Source organism: Microbacterium sp. (assembly GCF_017305435.1).
Classification (GTDB): domain Bacteria; phylum Actinomycetota; class Actinomycetes; order Actinomycetales; family Microbacteriaceae; genus Microbacterium.
This window is the reverse complement of sequence record NZ_JAFKIP010000007.1, coordinates 102857-125581: the sequence shown is the minus strand read 5'-3', so window position 1 is coordinate 125581 and position 22725 is coordinate 102857. Positions and strand designations below refer to the sequence as shown.

General features: G+C 71.3%; 20 protein-coding genes. 17 read left to right on the top strand and 3 right to left on the bottom strand.

All coding sequences use genetic code 11. The features are described from left to right. The first annotated feature begins 26 nt into the window (after window positions 1-26). The 5 genes from nusA (at window position 27) to J0I43_RS13480 (ending at window position 5726) form a co-directional block, all read left to right on the top strand. On the top strand, window positions 27-1016 hold the full coding sequence (gene nusA / locus J0I43_RS13500; RefSeq protein ID WP_292864824.1) for a transcription termination factor NusA: 990 nt from the start codon (window positions 27-29) through the stop codon (window positions 1014-1016). Between the two features lie 11 nt (window positions 1017-1027). Further along, the gene (locus tag J0I43_RS13495; protein WP_292864821.1) at window positions 1028-1294 is read left to right on the top strand and encodes a YlxR family protein; all 267 of its coding nucleotides are present in this window, start codon (window positions 1028-1030) and stop codon (window positions 1292-1294) included. 92 nt (window positions 1295-1386) lie between these two features. Beyond that, window positions 1387-4176: a translation initiation factor IF-2 gene (infB, locus tag J0I43_RS13490; RefSeq protein ID WP_292864818.1), complete on the top strand. Its 2790-nt coding sequence runs from the start codon at window positions 1387-1389 to the stop codon at window positions 4174-4176. Window positions 4177-4251: 75 nt separating this feature from the next. Then, window positions 4252-4683, top strand: coding sequence for a 30S ribosome-binding factor RbfA (gene rbfA / locus J0I43_RS13485; protein ID WP_292864815.1), 432 nt, complete (start codon window positions 4252-4254; stop codon window positions 4681-4683). A gap of 62 nt (window positions 4684-4745) precedes the next feature. Continuing rightward, entirely contained in the window at window positions 4746-5726 is a 981-nt protein-coding gene (locus J0I43_RS13480; RefSeq protein WP_292864812.1) for a CPBP family intramembrane glutamic endopeptidase, read from the top strand. A gap of 6 nt (window positions 5727-5732) precedes the next feature. On the opposite strand, the gene J0I43_RS13475 is transcribed toward J0I43_RS13480, so the two are convergent. Further along, on the bottom strand, window positions 5733-6599 hold the full coding sequence (locus tag J0I43_RS13475) for an A/G-specific adenine glycosylase (RefSeq protein ID WP_292864809.1): 867 nt from the start codon (window positions 6597-6599) through the stop codon (window positions 5733-5735). A gap of 159 nt (window positions 6600-6758) precedes the next feature. Between J0I43_RS13475 and truB the strand changes: the two genes are divergently transcribed. From truB to J0I43_RS13455, 4 genes are read left to right on the top strand one after another with little or no spacing between them, the layout of a single operon-like run. After that, window positions 6759-7667 (top strand): tRNA pseudouridine(55) synthase TruB, encoded by a 909-nt coding sequence (gene truB / locus J0I43_RS13470; RefSeq protein ID WP_292864806.1) that lies wholly within the window; start codon window positions 6759-6761, stop codon window positions 7665-7667. Then, window positions 7664-8032: a hypothetical protein gene (locus J0I43_RS13465; protein WP_292864804.1), complete on the top strand. Its 369-nt coding sequence runs from the start codon at window positions 7664-7666 to the stop codon at window positions 8030-8032. Before truB ends, J0I43_RS13465 begins: the two co-directional genes overlap by 4 nt. 58 nt (window positions 8033-8090) lie before the next feature. Next, complete coding sequence (locus J0I43_RS13460) at window positions 8091-8546, top strand: hypothetical protein (protein WP_292864801.1); 456 nt, start codon at window positions 8091-8093, stop codon at window positions 8544-8546. After that, on the top strand, window positions 8543-9511 hold the full coding sequence (locus tag J0I43_RS13455) for a bifunctional riboflavin kinase/FAD synthetase (RefSeq protein ID WP_292864798.1): 969 nt from the start codon (window positions 8543-8545) through the stop codon (window positions 9509-9511). The genes J0I43_RS13460 and J0I43_RS13455 overlap by 4 nt, the downstream gene beginning before the upstream one ends. Before the next feature lie 23 nt (window positions 9512-9534). Here the strand turns inward: J0I43_RS13455 and deoC are convergent, their stop codons facing one another. Beyond that, entirely contained in the window at window positions 9535-10251 is a 717-nt protein-coding gene (deoC, locus tag J0I43_RS13450; RefSeq protein ID WP_292864795.1) for a deoxyribose-phosphate aldolase, read from the bottom strand. A gap of 92 nt (window positions 10252-10343) precedes the next feature. Here deoC and J0I43_RS13445 point away from each other — a divergent pair, with 92 nt between their 5' ends. The 5 genes from J0I43_RS13445 (at window position 10344) to J0I43_RS13425 (ending at window position 17524) form a co-directional block, all read left to right on the top strand. Continuing rightward, window positions 10344-10556, top strand: coding sequence for a heavy-metal-associated domain-containing protein (locus tag J0I43_RS13445; RefSeq protein ID WP_292864792.1), 213 nt, complete (start codon window positions 10344-10346; stop codon window positions 10554-10556). After that, window positions 10553-12823, top strand: a complete 2271-nt coding sequence (locus tag J0I43_RS13440) for a cation-translocating P-type ATPase (RefSeq protein WP_292864789.1) — start codon at window positions 10553-10555, stop codon at window positions 12821-12823. Before J0I43_RS13445 ends, J0I43_RS13440 begins: the two co-directional genes overlap by 4 nt. A 204-nt stretch (window positions 12824-13027) precedes the next feature. Next, the gene (locus tag J0I43_RS13435) at window positions 13028-15184 is read left to right on the top strand and encodes a DEAD/DEAH box helicase (RefSeq protein WP_292864786.1); all 2157 of its coding nucleotides are present in this window, start codon (window positions 13028-13030) and stop codon (window positions 15182-15184) included. A gap of 165 nt (window positions 15185-15349) precedes the next feature. Then, a complete protein-coding gene (locus tag J0I43_RS13430) occupies window positions 15350-16378 on the top strand; it encodes a 6-phosphofructokinase (RefSeq protein WP_292864783.1) in 1029 nt (342 codons plus the stop codon). Window positions 16379-16609: 231 nt separating this feature from the next. Beyond that, complete coding sequence (locus J0I43_RS13425) at window positions 16610-17524, top strand: hypothetical protein (RefSeq protein WP_292864780.1); 915 nt, start codon at window positions 16610-16612, stop codon at window positions 17522-17524. A gap of 203 nt (window positions 17525-17727) precedes the next feature. Here the strand turns inward: J0I43_RS13425 and J0I43_RS13420 are convergent, their stop codons facing one another. Continuing rightward, window positions 17728-19842 (bottom strand): S9 family peptidase, encoded by a 2115-nt coding sequence (locus J0I43_RS13420; RefSeq protein WP_292864777.1) that lies wholly within the window; start codon window positions 19840-19842, stop codon window positions 17728-17730. 185 nt (window positions 19843-20027) lie between these two features. Between J0I43_RS13420 and J0I43_RS13415 the strand changes: the two genes are divergently transcribed. From J0I43_RS13415 to J0I43_RS13405, 3 genes are read left to right on the top strand one after another with little or no spacing between them, the layout of a single operon-like run. Beyond that, window positions 20028-21413: an inorganic phosphate transporter gene (locus tag J0I43_RS13415; protein WP_292864774.1), complete on the top strand. Its 1386-nt coding sequence runs from the start codon at window positions 20028-20030 to the stop codon at window positions 21411-21413. Then, window positions 21410-21742, top strand: coding sequence for a peptidase (locus J0I43_RS13410; RefSeq protein WP_292864771.1), 333 nt, complete (start codon window positions 21410-21412; stop codon window positions 21740-21742). The genes J0I43_RS13415 and J0I43_RS13410 overlap by 4 nt, the downstream gene beginning before the upstream one ends. A gap of 45 nt (window positions 21743-21787) precedes the next feature. Beyond that, a complete protein-coding gene (locus J0I43_RS13405) occupies window positions 21788-22687 on the top strand; it encodes a phosphodiesterase (protein WP_292864768.1) in 900 nt (299 codons plus the stop codon). Window positions 22688-22725 lie beyond the last annotated feature (38 nt).

The following is a 22725-nucleotide window of genomic DNA, read 5'->3' as shown; positions in this document are numbered from 1 at the left end:
GTGAGAGCTGAATAGGGGAGGAACCTGTGGACATCGATCTGGGACTGCTGCGGACGGTCGAGCGCGAGAGGGAGATCCCCTTCGACGAGCTCGTGCGGATCATCGAGCAGGCGATCCTCACCGCCTACGCCAAGCACACCTCGCCCGACGGCGAGCTTCCCGACGGCGCCCGCGCGGAGCTCGACCGCAAGACCGGGCACGTCGCCGTCTTCATCCCCCTCGTGGACGAGACGGGCGCCGTCATCGGCGAAGAGGAGTCGACCCCCGAGGACTTCGGCCGCATCGCCGCCTTCGCCGCCAAGCAGGTCATCAGCCAGCGCCTCCGCGACATCGCCGACGATCAGGTGCTCGGCGAATTCCGCGGCAAGGAAGGCGACATCGTCGCCGGCGTCATCCAGCAGGGTCCGAACCCGCGGATGGTGCACGTCGACCTCGGCGCCGTCGAGGCGATCCTGCCCCCGGAGGAGCAGGTGGCCGGCGAGGAGTACCCGCACGGCGCACGGCTCCGCGTGTACGTGACCTCGGTCTCGAAGGGCCTCAAGGGCCCGCAGATCACGGTCTCGCGCACGCACCCCGGGCTCGTCCGCAAGCTCTTCGCGCTCGAGGTCCCCGAGATCGCCTCGGGGCTCGTCGAGATCACCTCCCTCGCCCGCGAGGCGGGGCACCGCACGAAGATCGCCGTCACCGCGAACGACCCCGCGATCAACGCGAAGGGCGCCTGCATCGGCGAGATGGGGCGTCGCGTGCGTGCCGTGACGGAAGAGCTCGGAGGCGAGAAGATCGACATCGTCGACTTCGACCCGGAGCTCGCGAAGTTCGTCGCGAACGCGCTCTCGCCCGCGAAGGTGACGTCCAGCTATGTGCTCGACGCGAACACGAAAGCCGTCCGCGCTCTCGTGCCCGACTACCAGCTCTCGCTCGCGATCGGCAAGGAGGGCCAGAACGCCCGCCTCGCCGCGAAGCTCACGGGCGCGAAGATCGACATCCAGCCCGACTCGATTCTCGAGGACGCCTGACCGGGGGTAGGATGGAAGCTGTTCGAACGTGCGTGGGATGCCGCGCGCGTGCCCCGCGATCCGCCTTGCTGCGGGTCGTCCAGCGGGACGGCGTGCTCGTCGCAGACGAGAAGGCGGTCCTTCCTGGTCGGGGTGCGTGGGTGCATGACACGGACGCGTGCGTGGCGGCGGCTCTCCGTCGCCGGGCCTTCGGGCGAGCACTGCGTGTGACGGGAGCCCTCGATACGTCGGCCTGGGATACGCAGATCCTTCCTCACAACCACCAGCGAAAAGGCTGAACGGCTATGGACGCAAAGTGAACGGCTCGAAATGAGACCCGTCCGCAAGTAGCGGTCCGCCCTGTCCGGGGTGGGCCCCAGACAGGAGAAATGTGGCAAACCCACGTGTGCACGAGATCGCTTCCGAGCTCGGCGTCGACTCGAAAGTCGCCCTCGCGAAGCTGAAGGAGCTCGGCGAGTACGTCAAGAGCCCCTCATCGACGATCGCGCCCCCGGTGGCGCGCAAGCTCCGTACCGCCCTTGAGGCGGACGGCGCCGGCACGAGCGCCGCGGCGCCCGCGGCCGCGGCACCCGCCGCGAAGCCCGCGGCGTCGGCGCGCCCGACGACGGGCGCCCGCCCCGGCCCCGCGAAGCCCTCGGCACCGGTCCCCGGCCCGGCGACTCCTGCGGCGCCCGCGGCCGCGGAGGCCCCGGCGGCGACGCCGGCCGCCCCCGCGACGCCCGCCGCTCCGGCTGCCAGTGCTGCCCCGGCAGCGCCCGCCGCGGCCGCGCCGTCGGACGGTGGCGCAGCGGCCCCGACCCCGGGAGCCGCGACCCCCGGGGCGCCGCGCCCCGGTGGCGCGCCGCGCCCCGGCAACAACCCGTTCGCCTCGAGCCAGGGCATGGGCCAGCGTCCCGCCGGCCCGCGCCCGGGTAACAACCCGTTCGCGTCGGCGCAGGGCATGGGCCAGCGCCCGACCCCGGGGAACATCCCGCGCCCGCAGGCGCCGCGTCCGGGCGCTCCGCGTCCCGGTGCGCCGCGTCCGGGCGGCGCGGGCCGCCCCGGTGGCGCAGGTCGTCCCGGCGCGCCGTTCCAGCAGCGCCCCGGCGGCCCCGGTCGTCCCGGCGGTGCGGGCGGCTTCCAGCGCCCCGGCGGCGCACCCGGTGGCGCGCCCGGCGGATTCGCCGGTCGTCCCGGTGGCGGCGGTGGTCGCGGTCGTGGCCCCGGCGGCGGCACCGCGGGTGCCTTCGGCAAGGGCGGCGGCAAGAGCAAGCAGCGCAAGTCGCGTCGGGCGAAGCGGCAAGAGTTCGAGATGAGGGATGCCCCGGTCGTCGGCGGCGTCAACGTCACGAAGGGCAACGGCGAGATCATCCGCCTCCGCCGCGGCGCCTCGATCGCCGACTTCGCGGACAAGCTCGAGGCTCTGCGCGGCTACACCGTGCAGCCCGGCACGCTCGTCACGATCCTGTTCAACCTGGGTGAGATGGCGACGGCGACCGAGTCGCTCGACGAGGCGACCTTCGAGGTGCTCGGCGCCGAGCTCGGCTACAAGATCCAGATGGTCTCGCCCGAGGACGAGGACAAAGAGCTCCTCGAGGGCTTCGGCCTCGACCTCGAGAAGGAGCTGGAGGAGGAGAGCGAGGAGGACCTCGAGATCCGCCCGCCGGTCGTCACCGTCATGGGTCACGTCGACCACGGTAAGACGCGCCTTCTCGACGCGATCCGTCAGACCAACGTGGTCGCGGGCGAAGCCGGTGGCATCACGCAGCACATCGGTGCCTACCAGGTGTGGACGGAGCACGAGGGCATCGAGCGTGCGATCACCTTCATCGACACCCCGGGTCACGAGGCGTTCACCGCCATGCGTGCCCGCGGTGCGCAGGTGACCGACATCGCGATCCTCGTGGTCGCCGCCGACGACGGCATCATGCCGCAGACGGTGGAGGCCCTGAACCACGCCCAGGCGGCGAACGTGCCGATCGTGGTCGCGGTCAACAAGGTGGACAAGCCCGACGCCAACCCGGCGAAGGTGCGCCAGCAGCTCACCGAGTACGGCCTCGTCGCCGAGGAGTACGGCGGCGACGTCATGTTCGTCGACGTGTCGGCGCGTGCGGGCACCGGCATCCAGGACCTTCTGGACGCCGTCCTCCTCACCGCCGACGCGGGTCTGGACCTCACGGCCAACCCGAACAAGGCGGCGCGTGGTGTCGCGATCGAGGCGAAGCTCGACAAGGGCCGCGGTTCGGTGGCGACGGTGCTCATCCAGTCCGGAACGCTGCGCGTCGGCGACGCCATCGTCGCGGGCACGGCGTACGGCCGCGTCCGCGCGATGATCGACGAGAACGGCGACGCCGTGGACGAGGCCTACCCCTCACGTCCGGTGCAGGTCCAGGGTCTCAACTCGGTCCCGCGCGCCGGCGACACGTTCATCGTCACCGACGAGGACCGCATGGCGCGTCAGATCGCCGAGAAGCGCGAGGCCGCCGAGCGCAACGCCCAGCTGGCCAAGGCCCGCAAGCGCATCTCGCTCGAGGACTTCACCCGTGCGCTCGAAGAGGGCAAGGTCGAGTCGCTCAACCTCATCATCAAGGGTGACGTCTCCGGTGCCGTCGAGGCGCTGGAGGAGTCGCTCCTCAAGATCGAGGTCGACGACTCCGTGCAGCTGCGGATCATCCACCGCGGCGTCGGCGCGATCACCGAGTCGGACATCAACCTGGCCACGATCGACAACGCGATCGTGATCGGCTTCAACGTCCGCCCCGACACGAAGGCGCGCGAGCGCGCCTCCCGCGAGGGTGTGGACGTCCGGTTCTACTCCGTCATCTACAACGCGATCGACGACGTGGAGCAGTCGCTCAAGGGCCTGCTCAAGCCGGAGTTCGAAGAGAAGCAGTCGGGTGTCGCCGAGATCCGCGAGGTGTTCCGCTCCTCGAAGTTCGGCAACATCGCCGGTGTCATCGTCCGCTCGGGCACGATCACGCGCAACGCGAAGGCGCGCGTCATCCGCGACGGTGTCGTCATCGCCGATGGCCTCGCGATCGAGTCGCTGCGCCGCTTCAAGGATGACGTCACCGAGGTCCGCACGGACTTCGAGGCCGGTATCGGTCTCGGCAAGTACAACGACATCCAGATCGGCGATGAGATCGAGACGACCGAGATGGTGGAGAAGCCCCGCGGCTGATCCTGCGTTCGACGTGAGGGGCACCCCGTGTGAGGATTCACGGGTGCCCCTCACGCACACCCGAAGGAAGAGAAGATGGCTAACGAACGTCAGGCGCGACTGGGAGACCGGATCCGCGTCATCCTCGCGGAGCGCCTCGAGAAGGGGCTGCGCGATCCGCGACTCGGCTTCGTCACGATCACCGAGGTCCGCGTGACGGGCGACCTGCAGCACGCGTCGGTGTTCTACACCGTGTACGGCAGCGACCAGGAGCGTGAGGACTCGGCCGCCGCGCTGAAGGCCGCCACCGGCATGCTGCGCAGCGAGGTCGGCAAGCACCTCAACGTGCGACTGACGCCGTCGCTCGAGTTCATCCCCGATGCGCTGCCCGAGAACGCCGGCCACATCGCGGATCTGCTGCGCGAGGCGCAGGAGCGGGATGCCGCCGTCGCGGGTCTCGCTGCCGGTGCCGCCTACGCGGGCGAGGCCGATCCGTACGTGAAGCCGCGCGAGGCCGACGAGGACTGATCCGGCCCGGCCTCCGCCGTGCGGGGGATCCGGCGCGGCATCCAGTCTCCTAGCGTGGGGGCATGAGCACCCCTGTCTCCGCGGTACGCGTGCCCTGGCTCGCCGTCTCCGTCTTCGCGGTCGTCGCCGTCGCGCTGTCCTGGCTCGTTGCGCTGCCGTTGTGGGTCGGCGGGCGCGGGCTGGCGGACCCTCTCCTCCCGATCATCGCCGCGGCGATGATGTTCACCCCCGCCCTCGGGACGATTCCGGCGATCGCCGTCGAAAGGCGCGGATACGGTCCGCGCGGGGGCCGCGACATCCTGCGCCGACTCGGCATGTGGCCGCTGCGACCCGCGGCGCGCACCGCCTGGTGGACCGTGGCGATGATCTTCGCGCTGCCGCTGCTCGTCGCCGTCGGGCTCGTGATCAGCGGTGCGCTGGGAGTGGTGCGCTTCGATCTCCTCGAGTTCTCCGGGTTCAGGGAGATGCTGCGCGCCTCCGTCTCGGAGGCGACGCCGCTGCCGCCGATGGGCTACGTCGTCGCCCTGCAGCTCGTCGCGATCCCGGTCGGTGCGCTCATCAACATCCCGTTCGCCTTCGGGGAGGAGGTGGGGTGGCGCGGATGGCTGCTGCCTGCGCTCCGTCCCCTGGGAGTGTGGCCGGCCCTGCTGCTCAGCGGCGCATTCTGGGGGTTCTGGCACGCACCGCTCATTCTGCTCGGCTACAACTTCGCGGAGCCGAATCTCGTCGGCGTCGCGCTCATGATCATCGGCTGCGCCGTGATCGGCGTGCTCCTGGGCTGGACGCGCCTGCACACCGGCTCGGTCTGGCCGGCGGTCCTCGGGCACGGTGCGTTCAACGCCTCGGCGGGGATGGGTGCGCTGTTCGTGGCAGCGGGTGAGTCGCCTTCGCCGGTCATCGCCGGCCCGATCGGTGTCGTCATGTGGGGCGTCTGCGCGGTCGTGATCGTCGTGATGGCTCTCGGCGGCGCCTTCCGAGGGCGTGCCGTCGCGGGTGAGCTGGCGCCGGATCCTGTGCTCGTGGAGCGGGATCCGGGCCGTTGACGCACGTCAGTGGGGGAGGTGCAGCGCGCCGCCGGATGCCTCGATCAGGCCGTCGGCGATGAGCGAGTCGATCGCACGGTCGCGCTGGGCGGCATCCGGCCAGTCGGGGGCGACGGCGTCGTGCGGCATCGAGTGCGCCGGTGCCGCCCGCAGCGCGCGCAGGATCGCCCCACGGGCCTGCCGGTCGCTGCCCTCGTAGCGGGCTTGGCGACGTCGAGTGTCGCCCGTGTCGGGGTAACCCGCCGCGCGCCACGCGCACAGGTGCGCGAGAGGGCACTCGTCGCATCGCGCGGCGCGCGCCGTGCAGACGAGGGCGCCGAGTTCCATCGCCGCGGCGTTGACGATCGCGGCATCCGCATCGTCGTCCGGCAGGATCGCAGCCATCGCCGCCAGGTCGCCACGGCCCGGAGGTCCCGGCTGTGCGCGCCCGCCGACGGCCCGCACGAGGACGCGTCGAGTGTTCGTGTCGACGACGGGATGCCGGTCGCCATAGGCGAACACCGCGACGGCGCGCGCGGTGTAATCGCCGATGCCCGTCAGAGCGAGGAGGTCGTCGACATCGCGCGGGACGGCGCCGGCATGGCGGTCGCGGATCTCGACGGCCGCCCGGTGCAGCCAGAGGGCGCGCCGCGGGTAGCCGAGGTTCGCCCACTGGGCGACCGCGGCGGCGGGAGCGTCCGCGGCGAGGGCGGTGGGCGTCGGCCAGCGGTCGAGCCACGCCTCGAGGTGCGGGATGACGCGGTTCACGGGCGTCTGCTGGAGCATGAACTCGCTCACGAGCGTGCCCCAGGCCCCGAACCCGGCGCGGCGCCACGGCAGATCGCGCGCGGCTTCGCGGTACCACGCGATGAGCGGGGTCGCGAGGTCGGGCATCACGCCAGCCTACGGCGCCGGCGCGTACGCAATTCAGTCCGCACGTCTTGCGCACGCGCGCTGGGGCCCGGATTTCCGGGCGCCGGCCGATGTCGTGACTGTGCGGAGACTGAATTGCGAACACGAAGCGGTGGGGACCGCGCCGCTTAGGCTGGGGGGATGCCCGACAACAGCGTCCCGAACGGCATCCTGCTGGTCGACAAGCCCGGCGGCGTGACGAGCCACGACGTCGTCGCGCGCGCCCGACGCGCGCTGAACACCCGCAAGATCGGCCACGCCGGCACCCTCGACCCCATGGCGACGGGGCTCCTGATCCTCGGCGTGGGTCCCGCGACGCGCCTGCTCACCTTCATCGTCGGGCTCGACAAGACCTATGAGGCCACGATCCGGCTCGGCGTCTCGACCGACTCCGATGACGCCGACGGTACGGAGATCGCGCGGGCGGATGCCGCGGCACTCGCCGCCGCCACCGACCCGCGCATCGCGGGCGGCGTCGCCTCGCTCACCGGCCGGATCTCGCAAGTGCCCTCGACGGTCTCGGCGATCAAAGTCGGCGGGAAGCGCGCCTACGACCTCGCCCGCGCGGGAGAGCACGTCGAGTTGACGCCGCGAGAGGTCACCGTCAGCCGGTTCGAGATCCGCGACCTCCGCCGCGACGCCGACGGGATCGACCTCGACGTCGTCGTGGACTGCTCGAGCGGCACGTATATCCGTGCGCTCGCCCGTGATCTGGGCGCGGACCTCGGCGTCGGCGGCCACCTCACGGCCCTCCGCCGCACGCGGATCGGCCCGTTCGAGGTCGCCGACGCCGTCGAGATCGCGCCGGGTGCCGCCCTCCTCCCGCCGGCCATCGTCGCGGCGGGCGTCCTCGGTGCGCTGCCGGTGACGGCCGATGAGGCGCGCGACCTCCGCCACGGCAAGCGCCTCGCCGGCGCCGCGCCGCGGCTCGAGGGGCTGACGACCTCGACGCCCGCCGCGATCGACCCGGAGGGGCGGCTCGTCGGGATCGTCGAACGCCGCGGCTCCGATCTCAAGAGTGCGATGAACATGGCGGAGGAGCAGGCGTGATCTGGTGGTTCGCGATCACCCAGGTGATCGTCGCGGTCGTGGTCGGCCTCGTCGCGGTCGTCGCGGGTCTCGCCGGGCGTCGCCCGGGCGATGTCTCGGTCGGCGGGATGGCGCTCATCCTGCTGCTCCTGATCGCGCAGGTCGTCGTCGCGATCATCGCGCCCCTCGCCGGCAACCCGCCGCTCGGTAGCGCGCTGGAGTTCTGGGTGTACCTGGTGTCCGCCGTTCTCCTCCCGCCGGCGGCGGTGTTCTGGGCGCTCCTCGAACGGAGCCGGTGGAGCACCGTCATCATGGGCGTCGCGGCTCTCGCCGTCGCGGTCATGGTGTGGCGTATGGAGGTCATCTGGACGACTCCGGGGCTCTGAGGTCACCGCGCTGGCAGCGCGCCGGTGCCGTACCGTGCCCGCCTATCATTGAGAAGTCATGTCGTCCACGTCCCGCACCCGCATGACCGGCATCGGCCGGGTCCTCGTGGTCGTCTACGCGATCATGGCGCTCGCCGCGACGGGCCGCTCCCTCGTGCAGATCGTCGAGGACTATGCGAACGCCCCGCTGGCCTACGCGCTCTCCGCGGCATCCGCGCTCGTCTACGTCCTCGCGACCGTCGCTCTCGTCCTCTCCGGCCGTGCGGGGTGGTACGTCGTCGCGTGGATCGCGATCTCGTTCGAGCTCGTCGGCGTGCTCGTCGTGGGAACGCTGAGCCTCACGCATCCCGAGCTGTTCGCGCACGATGCGACCGTGTGGTCGGGCTTCGGCTACGGCTACTTCTGGGTGCCGCTCGTGCTGCCGTTCGTCGGTCTGTGGTGGCTCGTGCGTCATCGGCACGGCATCCCCGAGCCCGAGGCCGTTCAGGTCGTCATCGAAGGGTCCCACTGGTGATCGTCTTCCGCGCGCCGGGTGAGGTCCCCGCGCAGTTCGGCCCGAGCGTCGTCGTGATCGGCAAGTTCGACGGCGTGCACTCCGGGCATCGCGCCGTCATCGACCGCGCCCGCGTGACGGCGGCCGAGGCCGGTGCGCGCGTGGTCGCCGTGACCTTCGACCGCAACCCGCTGAGCCTGCTGCGGCCCGAGCTCTGCCCCGATCCGCTCTCGAGCGTCGATCAGAAGCTCACCCAGCTCGCCGACGCGGGCGTCGACGCGACCCTCGTGCTGCGGTTCGACGAGAGCCTCGCGAGCCTCGAGCCGCGTGCGTTCGTGGAGCACCTTCTCGTCGACGCGCTGGGCGTCGTGACCGTCATGGTCGGCGACGACTTCCGTTTCGGCCGCGGGGGAGCGGGCACCCCCGCGCTCCTCGAGGAGCTCGGCGCGGAGTACGGATTCGCGGTCGACGTCGTGGGCGACGTCCAGGGCGGCGGTCGCCGCGTCTCGTCGTCCTGGGTGCGCGACCTCCTGTCGGCGGGCGACGTCGAGGGCGCGGCGCGCCTCCTCGGTCGGCCGCACGCCGTGCAGGGCGAGGTCGTCCACGGTCTCAAGCGCGGGCGCGAACTCGGCTTCCCCACGGCGAATCTGGAACCGGATGCCGAGGGCTTCATCCCCGCCGACGGCGTGTACGGCGGCTGGCTGATCGACATCGGTCCGTCGGGCGGCGAGGTGGATGCCGCGGCGCCCGTCACGCGGTACCCCGCCGCCATCTCGGTCGGCACCAACCCGACCTTCGACGACGTGGAGCGCCGTCAGGTCGAAGCGTACGTGCTCGATGAGACGGGGCTCGATCTCTACGGGCACCGCGTGCAGATCCAGTTCACCGACCGCATCCGCGGGATGGTCGCGTTCGAAGGCATCGAGAAGCTGATCGCGCAGATGACCGACGACGTCGCGCGCGTGCGCACGGCGCTGCGCGCCTGACGGCCGCCGGGCGCGCGCGGCGCTCAGTACGAGGAGGCGTCGACGGCGCCGGTGGATTCCTCCCCGGCATCCACGCGCCGTGCCTCGCCGAGGATCACGGCGCTGCCGCTCGTGCCGAGGCGCGTCGCGCCGGCATCCAGCATCGCGAGCGCATCGGCGTAGCTGCGCACGCCGCCCGAGGCCTTGACCTGCACGCCCTCGCCGACGTTCTCGCGCATGAGACGGACGTGCGCCGCGGTCGCGCCGCCGCCGGCGAAGCCCGTCGAGGTCTTGACGAAGTCGGCACCGCCGCGTTCGGTGAGCCGGCTGCCGCGTGCGATCTGCTCGTCGTCGAGGAGCGCCGTCTCGAGGATCACCTTCGTGACGTGGCCGGATGCCGCCTCCACGACGGCGGCGATGTCGGCCGCGACGGCGTCGTCGAACCCGGAGCGCAGGGCGCCGATGTTGATGACCATGTCGAACTCCGTCGCGCCGTCGGCGAGCGCCTGACGGACCTCGGCGACCTTCGCCGCCGTCGACGTCGTGCCGTGCGGAAAGCCGATCACGGTGCCGACCGCGACGCCGGTGCCGGCAAGGCGTTCGACGGCGTGCGGGATGTCGCTCGGGCGCACGCACACGCTGAACACCTTCCACTCGGCGGCGATGTCGAGCTCGGCGTCGACGTCGGCGCGAGTGAGCTCGGGCTTGAGGATCGCGTGGTCGAGGGTCGCCGCGAGGGCGCGTTCAGTGATCGTGGCCATGTCATCAGACTAGCGGGGGAATACCCTAGGGGGGTATTATGTTCTCGTGAGTGAAGGCCGCGGAGAGCGGTCGCCGCGAACGAGGAGACGACATGATCGAGCAGACCTACACCGTCCAGGGGATGACGTGCGCGCACTGCGCCGGTGCCGTGAGCCGTGAGGTACGGCGCATCGACGGTGTCGAGGCGGTCGCTGTCGACGTCGAGGGCGGACACGTGACGATCACCTCCGCGACGGAGCTTCCGGATGCCGCGGTCGCGGCCGCCGTCGACGAAGCCGGCTACACGCTCGTCGCCGGCCGATGACCGCCGATTCGCCCCGCTCGGGCGCCGCGGCGCGGGCCGATGCGGTCCTGGACATCGCGGGGATGACCTGCGCGAGCTGCGTCGCGCGGGTCGAGAAGCGCCTGCAGAAGCTCGACGGCGTGAGCGCGACGGTCAACCTCGCGACGGAATCGGCGCGCGTGGACTACCCGGCAGAGCTCGATCCGAGTCGCCTCGTGGCCGCCGTCCGCGAGGCCGGCTACGACGCGACGGTCCGCCGCACGCCGCAGGCCGCGGCATCGCCGTCGCATGACATGCACGCCCACGGCGCCTCGGCCGACGGCGGCGTCCCGCTCGTGACCCGCCTCGCGGCGAGCGCCGTGCTCGCCGCGCCCGTCGTGGCCCTGGGCATGGTGCCCGCATGGCAGTTCCCCGGGTGGCAGTGGGTCTCGCTCGTGCTGACGACGCCCGTGGTCCTGTGGGGCGGGTGGCCGTTCCACCGTGCGACGTTCGCGAACGCCCGGCGCGGCGCGATGACGATGGACACGCTGATCACCCTCGGCACGGGCGCGGCCTTCCTGTGGAGTGTGTGGGCGCTCGTCTTCGGGAACGCCGGCCGCATCGGAATGACGCACTCCGGCGGTCCGTTCGATCCCGTTCACGACCCGTCGGCGCTCGTCTACTTCGAGGTCGCGGCGGCGGTCACGGTCTTCCTCCTCCTCGGCCGCGTGATCGAGCAGCGCTCCAAGCGTCGCGCGGGCGCGGCCGTGCGCGCCCTGCTGGACCTCGCCGCCCGCGACGTCGAGCTCGAGGACGGCACGCGCATGAGTGCCGACCTCCTGCGCGTGGGCGACCGCTTCCTCGTGCGGCCCGGCGAGAAGGTCGCGACGGACGGCGTCGTGGTCTCGGGGTACGCGTCGCTCGATCAGAGCATGATCACGGGCGAGGCGGCACCTGTCGAGGCATCCCCGGGGGATGCCGTCACCGGCGGCACGCTCGCCGCGGACGGCCGGCTCGTCGTCCGGGCGACCTCGGTCGGCGACGACACGCGCCTCGCTCACCTCGCTCGTCTCGTCGAGAACGCGCAGGCGGGCAAGAGCCGTGCCCAGCAGCTCGCCGACCGCATCTCGGCCGTCTTCGTGCCGGTCGTCGTCGCGCTCGCGGCTCTCACACTCCTTGCGTGGATGGTCGTCGGCGGCTTCGGCGGCGCGTCGATCGCCGCGGGATTCACCTCGGCCGTCGCCGTCCTCATCATCGCCTGCCCGTGCGCGCTCGGCCTCGCGACACCGATCGCGATCCTCGTCGGCACGGGGCGAGGCGCGCAGTTGGGCGTGCTCATCACCGGCCCTGAGGCGCTCGAGGCGGCGGAGCGCATCGACACCGTCGTGCTCGACAAGACCGGCACCCTGACGACCGGCGAGATGTCGGTCGCCGGCATCACACCCGTCGACGGGACGGATGCCGCGGAGATCGCCCGGCTCGTCGGCGCGCTCGAACACGCCTCCGAGCACCCGATCGCCCGCGCGATCGCCGCGCACGGGGCGGCCGACGGGACGGCACTCCCCGAGACTTCGGAGTTCGCCGGACTCGCGGGGCGCGGTGTCACCGGCACCGTCGATGGCCGCGCGGTCTTCGCCGGTCGACCCGACTTCGCGGTGGAGGTCGCCGGCGCGCTGCCGGCGGTCGCGGCATCCGCGGTCCGCGATGCGGAGGATGCCGGGGCGACGGCGATCGTCGCCGGCTGGGACGGTGCCGTCCGCGCAGTGATCGCGGTGTCCGACCTCGTGCGCCCCGACAGTGCGGCGACAGTCGCGCGGCTGCGGGAGCTCGGTCAGAGCGTCATCCTGCTCACGGGTGACAACCCGGGGGCGGCGCGCTCCGCGGCATCCGCCGCCGGAATCGACCGGGTGATCGCCGGGGTGCTGCCGGAGGGGAAGGTCGCCGAGATCGCGCGCCTCCAGGCCGAGGGACACCGCGTCGCGATGGTCGGCGACGGGGTCAACGACGCCGCGGCCCTGGCCGTGGCCGACCTCGGCATCGCGATGGGCGGCGGCACGGACGCCGCGACGCACGCGAGCGACATCGCGCTCGCCGGCTCGGGCCTGACGCCGGTCGTGACCGCGCTCTCCCTCAGCCGCCGCACGATGCGCACGATCCGCGGCAACCTGTTCTGGGCCTTCGCGTACAACGTCGCGGCGCTGCCGGCGGCCGCGCTGGGCCTTCTCAACCCCATGCTCGCCGGTGCCGCGATGGCGTTCTCGAGTGTGTTCGTCGTACTGAACAGCCTGCGTCTGCGGTCGGCACGCTGACCGCGCTAGACTGGATGCCGAAGACCGCGCCCCCGCGTCGCCGCAGCTCGCAGAAGCGAGTACCCGCAGCCCCAGGAGCACGGATCGCGCATTCCCCCGCGGCACCCGCCGCGGAACCGACCGGTCGGCCCGAATACCTCGCGTAGGTGCATTCAGGTCGGCGTCACGCCGGTGACACATCCGGCTCTCACGCTCAGGAGGAGCATGCCGCCCACGGCATCCACCGCCACTGCCCGCCGCCGCGGACAGTCCCGCGGATCGTCCGCGCGTCGCGATGACGACGCCCCCCTCATCCCGATCCTCGCCCGCAAGGTGCGCGAGGTCGAAGCCAAGTCGCAGCGCGGCAAGCTCGGACCGACGAATCGCGTCAAGTTCCAGGTGATCGCCTTCCTCGTGCGCGAGGAGCGCGCCCGCGTCAAGGCCGACGAGGCGGTGCCCACCGCCGCGCGCGCCGAACTGCTCAAGCGTCTCGACGGCGTCGCGACCATCCTCGCGAAGACCGCGGCGCGCGACACGTCGCTCATCCAGCTGCTCGAGGTCGACCAGGCGACGTCGCCGGTCGCCAAGCGCATGCGCCGTGACTGGCTGCTCGAGTCGGGCGCGGAGCTCGCCGAGGACGAGCTCATCATCACCGATGCCGCTCCCGTGCAGGCGTCCGTCGTGCCCGCCGCGCTCGCCGAGCGTCAGGTCACACCGCCGCAGATCGAGGCGCGTCGCGAGGCGAACCCGTTCCTCGCCCCCGACGTGGCGCTGCGCGCCCCGGCATCCAGCGTCCGCCGGCGCCTGGATGGGTGGGAGCTCATGGGCCCGCTGTACAAGGCGTTCGAGACGGGCGCCGGGGGAGCGGCGGCCTCGATGGAGCTGCCGCCCGTGCCCGAGTTCGACCGCCTCTCGCCCAAGGGGCTCGAGGTCATGCCGCACCAGTCCCGGTTCCTCGAGTCGGTGCGCGAGGGCCACCGCGCGTTCCTCCTCGCCGACGAGCCGGGCCTCGGCAAGACGGCGCAGTCGGTGCTCGCGGCATCCGTCGCGAACGCCTACCCGCTCCTGGCCGTCGTCCCGAACGTCGTCAAGATGAACTGGGCACGCGAGGCCGCGCGGTGGACGCCGCAGCGCCGTGCGACCGTCATCCACGGCGACGGCGATCAGGTGGATGCCTTCGCCGACATCTTCATCGTCAACTACGAAGTGCTCGACCGACATCTCTCCTGGCTCGGCTCGCTGGGCCTGCGGGGCATGGTCGTCGATGAGGCGCACTTCATCAAGAACCTCACCTCGCAGCGCTCCCAGAACGTGCTCGCCCTCGGCGCCCGCATCCGCGAGCAGGTGCGGAACCCCCTCATGCTGGCTCTGACCGGCACGCCGCTCATCAACGACGTCGAGGACTTCGACGCGATCTGGCGGTTCCTCGGATGGACGAACGGCGAGAAGCCGGGACCCGAGCTCATGGAGAAGCTGGATGCCACGGGCTTCACGCCCGCCGACAAGGCGTTCTACCCCGAGGCGCGGGACGCCGTCATCTCGATGGGGATCGTCCGCCGCAAGAAGAAGGACGTCGCGGCGGACCTTCCCGACAAGCTCATCGCCGACCTTCCGGTCGAGCTCGACGACGAGTACGGGCGCTCCATCCGCGCCGCCGAGCGCGAGCTGGGCGAGCGACTCGCCGCGAAGTACCGCCGGATCATCGAGGCGCGCGGCGACAAGGTGCTCTACGGCGAGGTCGACGAGGACATCGTCCGCCTCGTCGCGCACGGCGAGCTCGAGGAGTCGAAAGCTCAGGGCGCGGGAGCCGACAACGTCTTCACGATGGTCCGCAAGATCGGCCAGGCCAAGGCGCACCTCGCCGCGGACTACGCCGTGCAGCTGCAGCGCTCGGTCGGCAAGGTCGTGTTCTTCGCGAAGCACATCGACGTCATGGATGCCGCGGAGGCGCACTTCGCGCAGGCGGGGCTGCGCACCGTCTCGATCCGAGGAGACCAGACGACGCCCGCACGCCAGCAGGCGATCGACGCGTTCAACGAGGACCCGGACGTCGCGATCGCGGTGTGTTCGCTGACCGCCGCCGGCGTGGGGCTGAACATGCAGGCGGCATCCAACGTCGTCCTCGCCGAGCTCAGCTGGACGGCCGCCGAGCAGACACAGGCGATCGACCGCGTGCACCGCATCGGCCAGGACGAGCCCGTCACCGCGTGGCGGATCATCGCGGCGCACACGATCGACACCAAGATCGCCGAGCTCATCGACTCCAAGCAGTCGCTCGCGGCGCGCGCCCTCGACGGCGCGCAGCTCGACGCGACCTCGACCGAGTCGGTGCAGCAGTCGGCGCTCATGCACCTGCTGCGTCAGGCGCTCGGCGCCGCCTGATCGCTCTGCCGGAGGGGTGCACCGATCATCAGCGGCCCCCTCCGGCATCCCTCCATCATCTCCGCGGTTATCGACGGCGGCGTCGGTGGCAGGCCCCGGCATCCGGCGATAGTGTCGTTCGTGGCAGCGACGCCGTCACACCTCCCCGAACTTAAGGATCCCCACATGAAGATCGGCATCCTCACCTCAGGCGGCGACTGCCCCGGACTGAACGCGGTCATCCGCGCCGTTGTCCTCAAAGGCACCACGAGCTACAACATCGAGTTCGTCGGCATCCGCGACGGGTGGCGCGGCGTCGTCGACGGCGACTTCTTCCCCCTCACCCGGCACGAGGTGAAGGGCCTGTCGAAGGTCGGCGGCACGATCCTCGGCACCTCGCGCACGAACCCCTACGAGGGCCCCCGCGGTGGTGCCGACAACATCAAGGCGACGCTCTACGGCCACCGGATCGACGGCATCATCGCGATCGGCGGCGAGGGCACGCTCGCCGCGGCGAACCGCCTGTACAACGACGGCATCAACGTCATGGGCGTGCCGAAGACGATCGACAACGACCTGCGCGCAACCGACTACTCGTTCGGGTTCGACACCGCCGTGAACATCGCGACGGATGCCATGGACCGCCTGCGCACGACCGGCGACTCCCACCAGCGCTGCATGGTCGCTGAGGTCATGGGCCGCCACGTCGGGTGGATCGCGCTGCACTCGGGCATCGCCTCCGGCGCCCACGTCATCTGCATCCCCGAGGTGCCGATGTCGATCGATGAGATCACGGCGCAGGTGCAGAAGGCGCACGACCGCGGCCGCGCGCCCCTCGTCGTGGTCTCTGAGGGCTTCACCCTCACCGGCATGGACGAGGCCTACAGCGACAAGGGGCTCGACGCGTTCAACCGCCCGCGCCTCGGCGGCATCAGCGAGGTGCTCGCGCCCGAGATCGAGCGGATCACGGGCATCGAGACGCGTGCGACGGTGCTCGGCCACATCCAGCGCGGCGGGTCGCCGTCGGCTTTCGACCGCGTCCTGGCGACGCGCCTGGGCCTGCACGCCGCCGACGCCGTCGCGGAAGAGGCCTGGGGCCAGATGGTCTCGATGAAGGGCACCGACATCGTGCGCGTGCCGTTCGAGGAGGCGTTGGGCGAGCTCAACACGGTGCCGATCTACCGCTACGAAGAGGCCGCCGCCCTCTTCGGCTGAGGCTGACCGGGCGCTTCCCTGCGGGGGTCGTCCCACTTGGGGCGGGGCGTGTCCCACTTGTGGTGAGGCGTGTCCCACTTGTGGCTGTTTCGCGCCGCGACATTCAGCCACATGTGGGACATGGGTTCGGGAGGGGCGAACGACTTCTCCCCAGGCATCCATTGACGGCAGTTCTCCACAGAAGCGGGCGATCGCGCCGGGCGGGCTTACCGAACATCGCATGATGGCGGGATGTCCCAGCCACGAGACCCCGCGATCCTCCTGCCGAATGCGTTCACCGTTGCTCAGGCGCGGGATGCCGGGGTGCCGCGCGGCCGCCTGCGAGGAGCCTCCCTCTCGCGTCCGTTCCACGGTGTGCGGGTCCGGGGAACGGTCGAGACGAACTCCCTCCGAGCCTCGTGCCACGCGCTCCTGCCGCGGCTCCGCCCGGGCCAGTTCTTCAGCCACGAGACGGCGCTCGCAGTGCATGGCGTGTGGATGCCCGAATGGCCGTACCGGCCGGCGATCCACGTGTCGGCGTATCGACCCGCGCGCGAGCCCAGGACACGGGGCGTGATCGGACACCGTCTGCAGCTGCGCGAGCCGGCGTGGACGCTCCTGGACGGGCTGCCCGTGGAGGCCCCCGTGCGCGCGTGGCGTCAGGTGGGCGGACTCTGGTCGCCTCGCGACATCGTCGCTGCCGCCGACTTCCTCGTCTCGGGGTCCGAGCCGCTGGCGTCGGCGGTGGACCTGCGCGATGAGATCACCCGCATGGGCGATGTCCGCCGCGGCATCCTCACGCGCGCCCTCCACGATGTCCGGACCGGGGTACGCTCCGCGCGGGAGACGCGGCTGCGACTGCTGCTGATGGATGCCGGACTCCCCGAGCCGGAGGTCGCGTGGAACGTGTTCGACGGTCGGGGCACTTTCGTCGCCGAACTCGATCTCGCGTTCCCCCGCTACCGGGTCGCGGCGGAGTACGACGGCCGCGTCCATGCGGAAGACGCCGCGCAGTTCGCTCGAGACGCCGATCGCTGGGCGGCGATACGCCGCGCGGGATGGGCGCACGAGCGCATCCTGGCGCACCACCTCGACGGCGACGGCCGTGCCGCCGTCGGCATCGTCCGCGATGCGCTGGTGCGCGCCGGATGGACGCCCGGTCGCTGACCCTCCGCCGATCGTTCTGCGTGCGCGGCGTGGCCGGCCCCTTGCGCCGCCGATCACGATCGTGTCCCACAAATGGCTGTTTCCAGCGCCTCAAACCGACCGCAAGTGGGACACGGTCCGCCCGAAGTGGGACAACCCTCGCCCCAAGTGGGACAACCGCGCCCGCAGGGGGCAACCCGCGCGGGCCGGCGCCGGCGCGCGGGCTACGCCTCGGCGAGGCCGAGAACGTCCAGCAGCCAGGCGATCTCGAACGCCCGCTGGTGCCACGCGTTGTATCGCCCCGACACTCCGCCGTGGCCCGCGACCATCTCGCACTTCAGCAGCGCGTCCGCCCCGACGGCGCGCAGGCGCGCGACCCACTTGGCCGGCTCGACGTAGTACACGCGGGTGTCGTTGAGCGAGGTCACCGCGAGGATCCGCGGGTACGTGACGCCCTCGCGCACGTTCTCGTACGGCGTGTACGACTTCATGTACTCGTACACCGAGGCGTCGTGCAGCGGGTCGCCCCACTCGTCCCACTCGATCACGGTGAGCGGCAGCGACGGGTCGAGGATCGTCGTCAGGGCATCCACGAACGGCACGTCGGCGAGGATGCCGGCGAACAGCTCCGGAGCGAGATTGGCGACCGCGCCCATCAGGAGTCCGCCCGCAGAGCCGCCCTCGGCGACCAGCAGTGCGGGTGAGGTGACCCCGGCATCCACGAGGTGCCGTGCGACCGCGACGAAGTCCGTGAACGTGTTGCGCTTGCGCGAGAGCTTGCCGTCTTCGTACCACTGCCGCCCCATCTCGCCGCCGCCGCGTACGTGCGCGATCGCGAAGACGACCCCGCGATCGAGGAGGGACAGTCGCGCGACCGAGAAGCCGGGCTCGATCGAGTGCTCGTACGACCCGTACCCGTAGAGGTGGACGGACCGCGCCGCGCCTTCGCCGGGATCGCCGAACGACCGCTTCCACACGAGCGACACCGGCACGCGCGTGCCGTCGTCGGCCGTCGCCCAGTCGCGGCGCTGTCCGTAGGCGTCGGGGGAGTAGTCGCCGAGCACACTCTGGCGCTTGCGCAGCAGGAACTCGCCCGACTCGACGACGTAGTCGTAGACCGTCCCGGGCGTCACGAACGACCCGTACCCGAGGCGGATGACAGGCGGCGCCCATTCCGGGTTCCCGCCCGCGCCGGCGGCGTAGAGCTCCTCGTCGAACGAGAGCTCTCGGACATCGCCGGTGGCGTACGAGAGGATCCCCATCCGTGCGAGGCCGCTCCGCCGGTACGACACGACCGCCCAGTCACGGAACGCCGAGACGTCCAGGAGGCGCCGTCCGGGCACGTGCGGGAGGATCACCTCGCGCGGTCCGGTCGGGTCGGATGCCGCGACACGGACGAGCTCGAAATCCAGCGCGCCGTCGTTGTGCAGCACGTACAGCACGTCCTCACCGTCGACGATCGCGTGCGTCGCCGAGTACTCGACCCCCTCCCGGCGGGGCCAGATCGACCGGGGCTCGGCGCGCAGGTCGGATGCCGGGACGAGGAACTCCTCGCTCGTGATCGACGAGCCGACCTCGATGACGAGGTACCGCTCGCTGCGGGTGAAACCGGCGCCGACCCAATAGCGGTCATCGGGTTCGTGGAAGAGCTGCGCGTCGCCCGCGGCATCCGTTCCGACCTCGTGCAGCCAGACGGTGTCGGGCCGCCACGCGTCGTCCACCGTCGTGTACACGACGAAGCGCCCGTCGGGCGAGAAGCAGGCGCCGGCGGACGTGTCGGGGATCACGTCGGCGAGGTCGTCGCCCGTACGAAGGTCGCGGATGCGCAGGGTGTAGCGCTCGTCGCCCTCGTTGTCGATGCCGTAGAGCAGTCGCGCCCCGTCGGTGGAGACGTCGAAGCTGCCGAGCGAGAAGAACTCGTGGCCGTCGGCCTCGATGTTCCCGTCGAGCAGGACGACCTCGCCGGGCACGTCGACGCCCGGAGTGAGGGTCGGCGGCGTCCAATCGTCGGGGGAGGCGAGCGGGGCACGGCAGTGGATGCCGTACTGCTTGCCCTCGACCGTCCGGCCGTAATACCACCACGCGCCCTGACGGGTCGGCACCGACAGGTCCGTCTCGAGCGTGCGTCCCTTGATCTCCTCGAAGATCCGCTGCCGGAGCGGCGCGAGGTGCGCCGTGCGCTCGTCGGTGTACGCGTTCTCCGCCTCGAGATGCGCGATCACCTCGGGATCCTCTTTCGCGCGCAGCCATTCGTACACGTCGACGACGTCGTCGCCGTGGTGCGAGCGGGTGAGGGGACGGGCGACGGCCTCGGGGCCGGGAGTGCGCGCGGTGGTCACCGTTCCACGGTAGTCGAGCGCGCGCCGTGCAGTCCTTTCGCACGGGTTCCGAGGTACGGCGATCCGTGTGTGATGTGCGAGGATTTGTCTGGTCCGGTTGCCGGACGATGAACCCACGGTGAACTTTTCGTTCGCACCGCCGATCGCCTCGGCACCTTCCCACTCCGACCCGACGAAAGCGAACTGTGGAAACCGCTGCCCTCATCGTCGTCCTCGTGATCGCGCTCGCGCTGTTCTTCGACTTCACCAATGGCTTCCATGACACGGCCAACGCGATGGCGACGCCCATCGCGACCGGTGCGCTCAAGCCCAAGGTCGCGGTCCTCCTGGCTGCGAGTCTGAACCTCGTCGGCGCGTTCCTGTCGACGGAGGTCTCGAAGACGATCTCGCACGGCATCATCCGTGAGGATCAGATCTCACCGCTCGCGTTCCTGCCGATCATCTTCGCAGGACTCATCGGCGCCATCACCTGGAACATGCTCACGTGGCTGCTGGGATTGCCCTCGAGCTCCTCGCACGCCCTCTTCGGCGGCCTCATCGGCGCGACGCTCGTCGGAGCCAGCACGCAGGCGATCGACTTCGGCATGGTCTTGAGCAAAGTCGTGCTGCCCGCGCTCATCGCCCCGTTCACGGCGGGCGTCATCGCCTTCCTCGTGACGCGGCTCGCGTACGCGATCACGCGCCGCTACGACAACAAGCCCGACGGACGCGACGGGTTCCGTTGGGGACAGATCTTCACGTCGTCGCTCGTCGCGCTCGCGCACGGCACGAACGACGCGCAGAAGACGATGGGCGTCATCACGCTCGCGCTCATCATGGTCGGCTGGCAGAACGCCGATCAGGCCGATCCGCACCTGTGGGTCATCATCGCGTGCGCGCTCGCGATCGCCCTCGGCACCTACATGGGCGGGTGGCGCATCATCCGCACCCTCGGCAAGGGCCTGACCGACGTCAAACCCGCGCAGGGATTCTCCGCCGAGACGTCGACGGCGGCGACCATCCTCGCCTCGAGCGCCCTCGGATTCGCGCTGTCCACGACGCAGGTCGCGTCGGGGTCGGTCATCGGCTCGGGACTCGGTCGTCGCGGCTCGAAGGTGCGCTGGGGCACCGTCGGGCGCATCGCGATCGGGTGGGTGCTGACGCTGCCGGCATCCGCCGCGGTCGGCGCGTTCGCGGCGCTCCTGGTCGTCTGGTTCGGCAACTGGGGCATCCTCGTCGATGCGATCCTCGCGATCGCGATCATCGTGGGGCTCTTCCTGCGATCGCGGCGCGACACCGTCGACTCCTCCAACGCGATGAGCGAGGTCGCCGATTCGGGGCTTGCCGTCAAGGTGCCCCGCAAGGCGCCGCCGACCCGCCGTCAGCGGGCGATCCTGCGCGAGGAGGCGCGACTCAAGGCCGAGGCGCAGGCGCGCGAGAAGGCGGAGCGCAAGAAGGCGGCGAAAGCGGATGCCAAGGCGAAGGCCGAGGCGCGCGCGAAGTCGGATGCCGAGGCGAAGGCGAAGGCGAAAGCCGACACCGCCGGGAAACCCGGCGCAGAGCCCGGTGAGACGAGGGGGCCGAAGCGATGAGCATCGAGATCGACTGGCTCGCCTTCGTGGAGGTGTTCGCGGCGGCGCTGATCGGTGCCGTGCTCGTCGTGGGGTTCTACGCGATCGGGCTGCGGCTGCTCGTCCGCGCCGGTCGCGCTCCCGTCGTCGCGCCGGCCGAGTTCACCGACGCGATCACGGTCATCTCCGAGAAGGAGGCGCGTCGGGCGGCGAAGGCGGCGGCGAAGGCCGCGAAGAAGAGTCCACTCACCGACGGCCAGAAGCAGCTCGCGCTGGTCGGCGCGTACGGGTCGTTCGCGCTGTGCGCGCTCGCCGTGCTGGGCGGGCTGTACCTCATCGTCGCGCGCTGATCGGCCGTGTGCACGGGCGTCCGAGCCCCCGCCTAGGCTGAACGCATGTCCCAGGTCTCGTTCGGTCAGCATCCGCCCGCCGCGCGCACGATCGTGCACGTGAGCGACACGCACCTGCTCGCCGGGAACCGGCCCCTCGGCGGTCGCTACGACACGGCGGCGAACCTCGCGGCGACGCTCGCCGCGGTCGAGCGCACGGGCGTGCGTCCCGATGCGATCGTCTTCACGGGCGACCTCACCGACCTCGGCGAGCCCGAGGCGTATGCGGCGCTGCGCGCGGCGGTCGAGCCGTTCGTGGCGCGACTGGGCGCGCCGATCGTGTGGGTCGCGGGCAACCACGACGAGCGGCCGGCGCTGCGGGAGGGCCTCTTCGACGCCGCCCCCACGCAGGAGCCCGTCACGGCCGTGCACGACCTGGGTGGGCTCCGCCTCGTCGTGCTGGATTCGACCGTGCCGGGCTGGCACCACGGCGATCTGGGCGACGACCAGCTCGCGTGGCTGCGCGGCATCCTCGCCGATCCTGCCCCGCTCGGCACGATCCTCGCCCTCCACCACCCGCCGCTGCCGAGCCATATCCCGTTCTTCGACATCCTCGAGCTCCGCCATCAGGCAGAGCTCGCCGATGCCATCGCGGGCAGCGACGTCCGTGCGATCCTCGCGGGGCACCTGCACTACTCGACGTCGGGCACGTTCGCGGGGGTGCCGGTGAGCGTGGCATCCGCCACCTGCTACACGATGAACCTGCAGCGCCCCGCGGCCGAGGTCAACGGCATGGATGCCGGGCAGTCGTTCCAGCTCGTGCACGTCTACGACGACACCATCACGCATGCCGTGGTCCCCGTGTCAGCCGCCGACACGGCGGATTTCTTCTCGGCCGACTGGCTGGAAAGGATGACGGCGCTCAGCCCTGAGGAGCGCCTGGAGGCGTTCTCGCGCAAGCGCTGATCGCCGCGGCGACCAGCGCGTCCGCGGTTCCCGTTGAC